Here is a 6,443-nt window from a genome sequence, read left to right on the forward strand (position 1 = left end):
AGGGCGCTGCCCTTGCGCATCATCGCGAACTCCGCCTTGCCGAACATCATTTCCGTCTGCGGCGTCTGCGGAACGTGCAGGGTGACGATATCCGAGCGTTGCAACAGGTCCTTCAGGCCGGCTGCGGCGCGCGCGTTGCCGAGCGTCAGCTTGGGTTCGATGTCGTGGAAGATCACGCGCATGCCCAGGCCTTCGGCGAGCAGCCCGACCTGGGTGCCGATATGCCCGTAGCCGACGATGCCGAGCACCTTGTCGCGGACTTCGAAACTGCCACTGGCCGATTTCGACCAGCCGCCACGGTGGCATTCGGCATTCTTCTGGGGGATCCGCCGCAGGAGCAGGATGGCCTCGGCAAGCACCAGTTCGGCCACGCTGCGCGTGTTCGAATAGGGCGCATTGAAAACCGGTACGCCCAGGGCTTGCGCAGCGTCGAGATCGACCTGATTGGTGCCGATGCAGAAGCAGCCCACGGCGATCAGGCGCTTGGCCTGGGCCAGCACATCGGAGCTCAACTGGGTGCGTGAACGAATGCCGACCAGATGCGCATCGGCAATGCGTCGTCCCAGTTCATCCTCGGGCAGCGACTTGTCATGCAATTCGATCTGCGTATATCCGGCGGCCTTGAAGGTGTCCACGGCACTCGCGCTGACGCCTTCGAGCAACAGCACGCGGATATCCTGCTTCGGGTAGGAGGTCTTCTTCATGATGGGTCGCATGGGCAGAGTTGGTTTCAGCGGATACCAGAAGGCAATCGCCCGGTCGATGCCGACTATGCCAGATCCCGGTGCTTTTGCGGCAGTGCAGCAGTAGACGCGATGCCGCATCACTGGCACGCTGATGGCGTTACCCTCCCGCGATACGGAAACCCCGCGCATGACCGATTCACCCCTGTCGCGACTGAGCCGAGATCTGTCGGGGCTGATGCTGAAGACGAGTCCGGCCGATCTCGAGTTCTATGGCCGGGACTGGACCCGACGCTGGGCACCTGCGCCACTCGCCATTGCATTGCCCGCAAGTATCGGGGAAGTGCAGGCGATCGTGCGCTGGGCATTGCAGGAAGCGATATCGCTGGTCCCTTCCGGTGGTCGTACCGGGCTGTCGGGCGGCGCCGTGGCGGCCAACGGTGAGTTGGTGGTCAGTTTCGAGCGCATGAATCGCGTGCTCGCATTCGATCCGGTCGACCGCATTCTTGCCGTGCAACCCGGTCTCGCGCTCGAGGCCCTGCAACGCGCTGCCATCGAGCACGGCCTGATCTACCCGGTCGATTTCGCCGCGCGTGGTTCCTGCTCGATTGGCGGCAACATCGCGACCAATGCCGGTGGCATCCGGGTCATCCGCTATGGCAATACGCGCGAATGGATTGCCGGGCTCAAGGTGGTTAGCGGCAGCGGGGAACTGCTCGACCTCAATCGCGGCCTGGTCAAGAACTCCAGCGGCTACGATCTTCGCCATCTCATGATCGGTGCAGAAGGCACCCTCGGACTGATTGTCGAGGCCAGTGTCCGCCTGACCGATCCGGCCCCGGCTTCAAACGTGATGCTGCTCGCGGTACCTGCCATGCAGGCGCTGATGCAGGTGTTTTCGAGTTGCCGCCGCAAACTCGGGCTCAGCGCATTCGAATTCTTTACCGATCGCGCGCTGGCCCACGTTGTCGCCCACGGGGCACAGGATCCCTTCGAGCAGGTTTCACCGTACTACCTGGTGGCGGAATTCGATGCGGCAGACGAGACACAGCAGGCCCTGGCCGGTGAAGTCTTCGAGGAGTGTTTCGAAAATGGTTGGGTCAACGATGGCGTGATCAGTCAGAGCTCGTCGCAGGCGGCATCTCTGTGGCGTTTGCGCGAAGGCATCACCGAGAGCCTGGCACCGCTGAAACCGTACAAGAACGACATCTCGGTGCGCACCAGCGCGATACCCGCATTCATGCAGGCAATGCGCGAGATCTTCGATCGCGAATACCCCGAATGTGAAGTCGTCTGGTTTGGCCATATAGGCGACGGCAACCTGCACATCAACGTGATCAGGAGCGCAAGCACCAGCGAAGAAGCATTCATCGCCGATTGCGAACGCGTAACAAGCTTGCTTTCGGAAACACTGGCCCGCTTCGGCGGCAGCATTTCAGCGGAGCATGGCATTGGCCTGGTCAAGAAGAAGTACCTGGCCGGCACCCGCAGCGATGCCGAAATCGCAATGATGCGTCAGATCAAGAGGGTGCTCGACCCGAGCGGCATCATGAACCCGGGCAAGATTTTCGACAGCGACTGATGGCCCTGCCTGTTCTCTATTCGTTCAGGCGATGCCCTTATGCGATTCGCGCGCGCATGGCGTTGTGGATCAGCGCCCAGACCTGCGAGTTGCGCGAGGTCGTGCTGAGCAACAAACCTGTCGAGATGCTGGCGGTATCTCCGAAAGGCACGGTCCCGGTGCTGATCGATGAAACGGGTCACGTCATCGAACAGAGCCTCGACATCATGCTTTGGGCACTGCGGCGTCGAGATCCGGCGTTCTGGTTGCCACTGAGCACGGAATCGCTGTCCGATGCCCTGGCGCTGATCGCGGCGTGCGACGGAGAGTTCAAGTCGGCTCTGGATCGCTACAAGTATCCAAATCGATATCCGGATTCGATCGCGCAGGAAAGTCGGGAGCAGGGCGCGCGCTATTTGCGCAGTCTGCAAGCCATCCTCGAGGAGCAACGATGGCTTGGCGGCGAACACGGCGGCCTCAGTGACCATGCGATCATGCCGTTTGTCAGGCAATTCTCGATGGTCGAACCCGACTGGTTCAGCGCACAGCCCTGGCCGGATCTGAGGGACTGGTTGAAAAGCCTGCTCGCAGCACCGGTGTTTGTCGAAAGCATGTACAAGGTACAGCCGTGGACAGCCGACCGACCCGGCGTGGTGTTTCCATTCGTCGCCGATTCAGCATGAGCCAAGGTTCCCTTGAGCTGTACACAACAGGCTCCATCTTGATCTCCAGACACCGATCGCGACGAGGCGTTCATGGTTGACAAGACATTGATGATCCCCTGTTTCCATTGTGCTGCGATGAATCGGGTTCCCGAAAACAGGCTGGCCGACAAGCCGGTCTGTGGCCGCTGCCAGAGGGCCCTGTTTAGCGGCCAGCCGAACGAGCTCGGTTCTGCAGATTTCGACGCCAAGGCCCTGCGCGGGGACCTTCCCGTCCTGATCGACTTCTGGGCACCGTGGTGCGGTCCCTGCCTTTCCATGGCGCCGCATTTTTCGGCAGCTGCCGGCCAGCTTGAACCGCGCCTGCGCCTGGCCAAGGTCGATACCGAGGCGCAGCAGCAACTGGGTGCGCGTTTCGGGATCCGCAGTATTCCGACCCTGATTCTTTTTCGCCAAGGCCGTGAACTGGCGCGCCAGAGTGGTGGCATGAGCAGCACCCAGATCGTTCAGTGGACCCGACAGCAGCTGCCGTGACCACGCACGATCTTCCCGAGCCGCAGCGGCCGGTCGAGCCGGATCCGCTGGACTGCTGTGGTTCGGGCTGCGTGCGCTGTGTGTTCGACCTCTATGACGACGCCATGCAGCGTTATCGCGAGGAATTGGCAGCCTGGGAGGAATCCCGGCGTGGAGGCAACTCAGGCAACGCGTAGCGGAATGCGTGCGTCGCTGAATTTCTGTCGCTCCAGGCGGCAGTAACCGCCGCCCATGGCGAACCTGCGGCAGACCCTGGGTCTTTGTGCGTAGATGCTGCAACCCATGGTTGTGCGATCGAGCGCGATGCACCAGCCGTCCGCGGCATGCGCCATGACGTCGACCCCGTTGGCGCCATGCACCACCAGTTCATCGGAAATCTGGTCGGATGCATCGAGCACCACGGTAAGCCTGCAGCAGACTGCCTCGCAGTTCGAGCAGGACACTGTCGGGTCAAGCTTGGAGTCGTCGGGATGAATGTTCAGGGCCATGCGGGAATCCGGGTTTGGCTCAGCGTCGATAGCTGAGCAGACGGCCACGAAACGGTGGCAGGTCGCTTTCGTTGAAACGACTGCGCACTTCGGTGACGCTGTAGCCCTGTTCGGCCAATGCTCGGGTGAACGGAGCACTGTTGCCTCGACCGGGGTCGGTGAACACGATCTCCGCACAAGCCTGGGCATGTCGCTTGAGCAGGTCGGCCAGTTGTTCGATGTGGCGTCGTTCGTAGAGGATGTCGCTGCCGATCATCAGATCGAAGCGGCCGAGGGTGTGATCGGGAACAGCCCAGTTCAGATCGCAGTAAGCCAGTTCGGGTAGCTGGTTCAGTCGCGCATTACGCGCCAGGAACGACTGGGCCAGCGGATGCTGGTCGCTGGCCGTAATGTCGGCCTTGCGTCGTTGCAATACCAGGCTCGAGAGACCCAGGCCGCAGCCGATTTCAAGGATGCGCTTGCCAGTGACTTCAAAGCTGCACATCGCCTCCGCCAGAACTCGACCGGAAGGCCAGACCTGCCCGAACAGGCTCCATTGCGCAGAGGAAATTCCCAGACGATCGGCAATACCGAGCGGATCGGCGAACTGTTGCAAGTCGCTGAGCGCACGAATCCTGAAATCGTGGCCGCCAAGCCGGACGACCAGCTGGCGGGTACGGTAGCCCGGCATGGGCACTCCCGTGGAGGCGTCAAGGCAAGGATCGGAATGACGGCGCGAAAGGGGCGTAACGGCGACGGGGAATCGGCCGATCGAGACGCGCTCAAAGGACAAACAACACGCACATACTACGGCAATTGCGTGCGTCGCGCCGGTAATTCGGCGGCGGCATGCAACCGGTGATGTCGGCTGAAACCAGGCAGCATCAGCGCGTGCGTCTATCCCGGAAGGGTTTGGGCGTGAATGGCGCTGACTTCAGGCGCGTCGTTTCAGCAGAGGCTGCAACCCGCATCCCGGGCTTTCACGGCAACGCTCCAAGAGGAACCGGATGAACAGCCGTCTGGCTGCTACGGGCGCGTCCTGCCTTCGCAGGGATGCCCAATGCCATGGGGCGGCGTCGATTCGGCACCCAAAGGGGTGAGTGACCCCACTGGTCACGAACCGAAGCGGGTCTAATGTTTCTTCTCGAACAGGTCCGACTTCTTCAACCTGATCTCGAAGACCTTCGGCCACCATTTGCCAGTCACGAACAGGCTGTCGTCTTTCGGGTTGTAGGCGATCCCGTTGAGTACATCCACGGCAGGTGATCGATCGCTGGCAGTGAGCAGGTCGGGCAAGTTGATCTGGGCGGTAACGCGGCCATCGGCAGGGTCGATGACAACGATACTGTTGCTTTGCCAGACGTTTGCAAGAATGCGTCCGCGCACGAATTCCAGCTCGTTGAGGTTGGCCAGAGGCTTGCCCTCATAGGTGACTTCCAGGGTGCCTGTTTGCTCGTGGGTCTCCGGGTCGAGATAGCGCAGCGTCGCCGTGCCATCGCTCATGATCAGCTTGTGGCCGTCCTGAGTGATGCCCCAGCCTTCGCCCCGGTACGTGAAGCTGCCGGTGGGCTTGAATGTCTTCAGGTCGTAGGTGAGAGCCAGCCCGGATTGCCAGGTAATCTGAATCAGCTGGTCTTTCCAGTCGGTCAGGCCTTCAGCGAAATACTTGGCGTCGACTGTCTCCCGTTGCACGACTTCCCCCGAATCGGGCTTCACCTTGCGCAGGCTCGAATGTCCATTCAAACCTGTGCTCTCGTAGAGAAATCCGTCGCGATAGACCAGACCCTGGGTGAATGCGCCACGGTCATGCGGAAAGGTATTGAGAATGTCGTACTCGAGGACAACGGGCGGAATGGCGGCGGTGGTCACCAGAGGGACATCGGCGGCCTGCGCATTCGAAGTCGACAGCCAGAGGCCTGCCACGGTCAGCAGGGTCACTCGAAAGTCGAATGCAGAACAGGGAGGGGGAACGAGGCGAACCATCAATTTTCCTGTAGCGGCGGGAAGGCGCGGCATGAAGGGCTGGAAGTCGCTGCCTGCAACGCGGCCGGCAGCGACCCGAAATGACAGATCACCTATTTGCTCTTCTTCTTTTCGGCCTTCTCGGCACGCTTTTCCTTGAGCGTCTTCTCCGGCTTCTTTTTCGTCTGCTTCTTTGAATCCATACCCTTGGACATGACATCCTCGCTTGTGCGCTGGCACATTGTGGTGGCTTCGATCTTGCCCCTTGGCAGGGGCATGACCTTTTAGCGCGGATTGGACTGCCTGACCAGTGCGAAGTTGCAAACGCTCGACTGCCCGATGTCGTAAAATTGGCGAATGATCCTGAATATCGCCGCTTACCGGTTTGTCGAGATCGACGACCCGGAACATCTCATGACCGGGCTCCGCGACCTGGCCGGGGAGAACGCGCTGCTTGGCACGATCCTGGTCGCCCGCGAGGGCCTGAACCTGTTTCTGGCCGGCCCCGATTTGGGGATAGAGTCGTTTCTGGCCGGCCTGCTGGCCGACGCACGATTCTCCGGCATGGAGATCA

The 6,443-nt window shown here is 61.0% G+C and carries 9 protein-coding genes and 1 pseudogene; 5 read left to right on the forward strand and 5 right to left on the reverse strand.

Annotation, left to right across the window (positions count from 1 at the left end; translation table 11 throughout):
- Window positions 1-704, reverse strand: a 704-nt coding sequence (locus tag R3F00_RS17765; protein WP_371283072.1) for an NAD(P)-dependent oxidoreductase, incomplete at its 3' end; no start/stop codon positions are given.
- Window positions 705-873: 169 nt separating this feature from the next.
- Here R3F00_RS17765 and R3F00_RS17770 point away from each other — a divergent pair.
- The 4 genes from R3F00_RS17770 (at window position 874) to R3F00_RS17785 (ending at window position 3,616) form a co-directional block, all read left to right on the forward strand.
- On the forward strand, window positions 874-2,265 hold the full coding sequence (locus R3F00_RS17770) for an FAD-binding oxidoreductase (RefSeq protein WP_371283069.1): 1,392 nt from the start codon (window positions 874-876) through the stop codon (window positions 2,263-2,265).
- Window positions 2,265-2,927, forward strand: a complete 663-nt coding sequence (locus tag R3F00_RS17775; protein ID WP_371281779.1) for a glutathione S-transferase — start codon at window positions 2,265-2,267, stop codon at window positions 2,925-2,927. The genes R3F00_RS17770 and R3F00_RS17775 overlap by 1 nt, the downstream gene beginning before the upstream one ends.
- Window positions 2,928-2,999: 72 nt before the next feature.
- On the forward strand, window positions 3,000-3,440 hold the full coding sequence (trxC, locus tag R3F00_RS17780; RefSeq protein WP_371283070.1) for a thioredoxin TrxC: 441 nt from the start codon (window positions 3,000-3,002) through the stop codon (window positions 3,438-3,440).
- Window positions 3,437-3,616, forward strand: coding sequence for an oxidoreductase-like domain-containing protein (locus tag R3F00_RS17785; RefSeq protein WP_371281778.1), 180 nt, complete (start codon window positions 3,437-3,439; stop codon window positions 3,614-3,616). Before trxC ends, R3F00_RS17785 begins: the two co-directional genes overlap by 4 nt.
- Here R3F00_RS17785 and R3F00_RS17790 read toward each other — a convergent pair.
- From R3F00_RS17790 to R3F00_RS17805, 4 genes are all read right to left on the reverse strand, one after another.
- Complete coding sequence (locus R3F00_RS17790) at window positions 3,602-3,928, reverse strand: YkgJ family cysteine cluster protein (RefSeq protein WP_371281777.1); 327 nt, start codon at window positions 3,926-3,928, stop codon at window positions 3,602-3,604. The genes R3F00_RS17785 and R3F00_RS17790 overlap by 15 nt on opposite strands.
- A gap of 19 nt (window positions 3,929-3,947) precedes the next feature.
- On the reverse strand, window positions 3,948-4,598 hold the full coding sequence (locus tag R3F00_RS17795) for a methyltransferase (RefSeq protein WP_371283071.1): 651 nt from the start codon (window positions 4,596-4,598) through the stop codon (window positions 3,948-3,950).
- 440 nt (window positions 4,599-5,038) lie between these two features.
- Window positions 5,039-5,890 carry a glutaminyl-peptide cyclotransferase gene (locus R3F00_RS17800; protein ID WP_371281775.1) on the reverse strand — a complete coding sequence of 284 codons (852 nt, stop codon included), beginning with the start codon at window positions 5,888-5,890 and terminating at the stop codon, window positions 5,039-5,041.
- A 92-nt stretch (window positions 5,891-5,982) separates the two neighbouring features.
- Window positions 5,983-6,147, reverse strand: a complete 165-nt coding sequence (locus tag R3F00_RS17805) for a hypothetical protein (RefSeq protein WP_371281774.1) — start codon at window positions 6,145-6,147, stop codon at window positions 5,983-5,985.
- Between the two features lie 79 nt (window positions 6,148-6,226).
- Here R3F00_RS17805 and R3F00_RS17810 point away from each other — a divergent pair.
- Window positions 6,227-6,443, forward strand: a pseudogene (locus R3F00_RS17810) (sulfurtransferase); the annotation flags it as partial.

The sequence above is a fragment of the Dokdonella sp. genome (genome assembly GCF_041395345.1).
In the GTDB taxonomy this organism is placed as follows: domain Bacteria; phylum Pseudomonadota; class Gammaproteobacteria; order Xanthomonadales; family Rhodanobacteraceae; genus Dokdonella.

Bases quoted from the DNA above. Each gene is read 5' to 3' on its own strand.
- R3F00_RS17770 (WP_371283069.1), top strand. From the start codon at position 874: ATGACCGATTCACCCCTGTCGCGACTGAGCCGAGATCTGTCGGGGCTG.
- R3F00_RS17775 (WP_371281779.1), top strand. From the start codon at position 2,265: ATGGCCCTGCCTGTTCTCTATTCGTTCAGGCGATGCCCTTATGCGATT.
- trxC (WP_371283070.1), top strand. From the start codon at position 3,000: ATGGTTGACAAGACATTGATGATCCCCTGTTTCCATTGTGCTGCGATG.
- R3F00_RS17790 (WP_371281777.1), bottom strand. From the start codon at position 3,928: ATGGCCCTGAACATTCATCCCGACGACTCCAAGCTTGACCCGACAGTG.
- R3F00_RS17795 (WP_371283071.1), bottom strand. From the start codon at position 4,598: ATGCCGGGCTACCGTACCCGCCAGCTGGTCGTCCGGCTTGGCGGCCAC.
- R3F00_RS17800 (WP_371281775.1), bottom strand. From the start codon at position 5,890: ATGGTTCGCCTCGTTCCCCCTCCCTGTTCTGCATTCGACTTTCGAGTG.
- R3F00_RS17805 (WP_371281774.1), bottom strand. From the start codon at position 6,147: ATGCCCCTGCCAAGGGGCAAGATCGAAGCCACCACAATGTGCCAGCGC.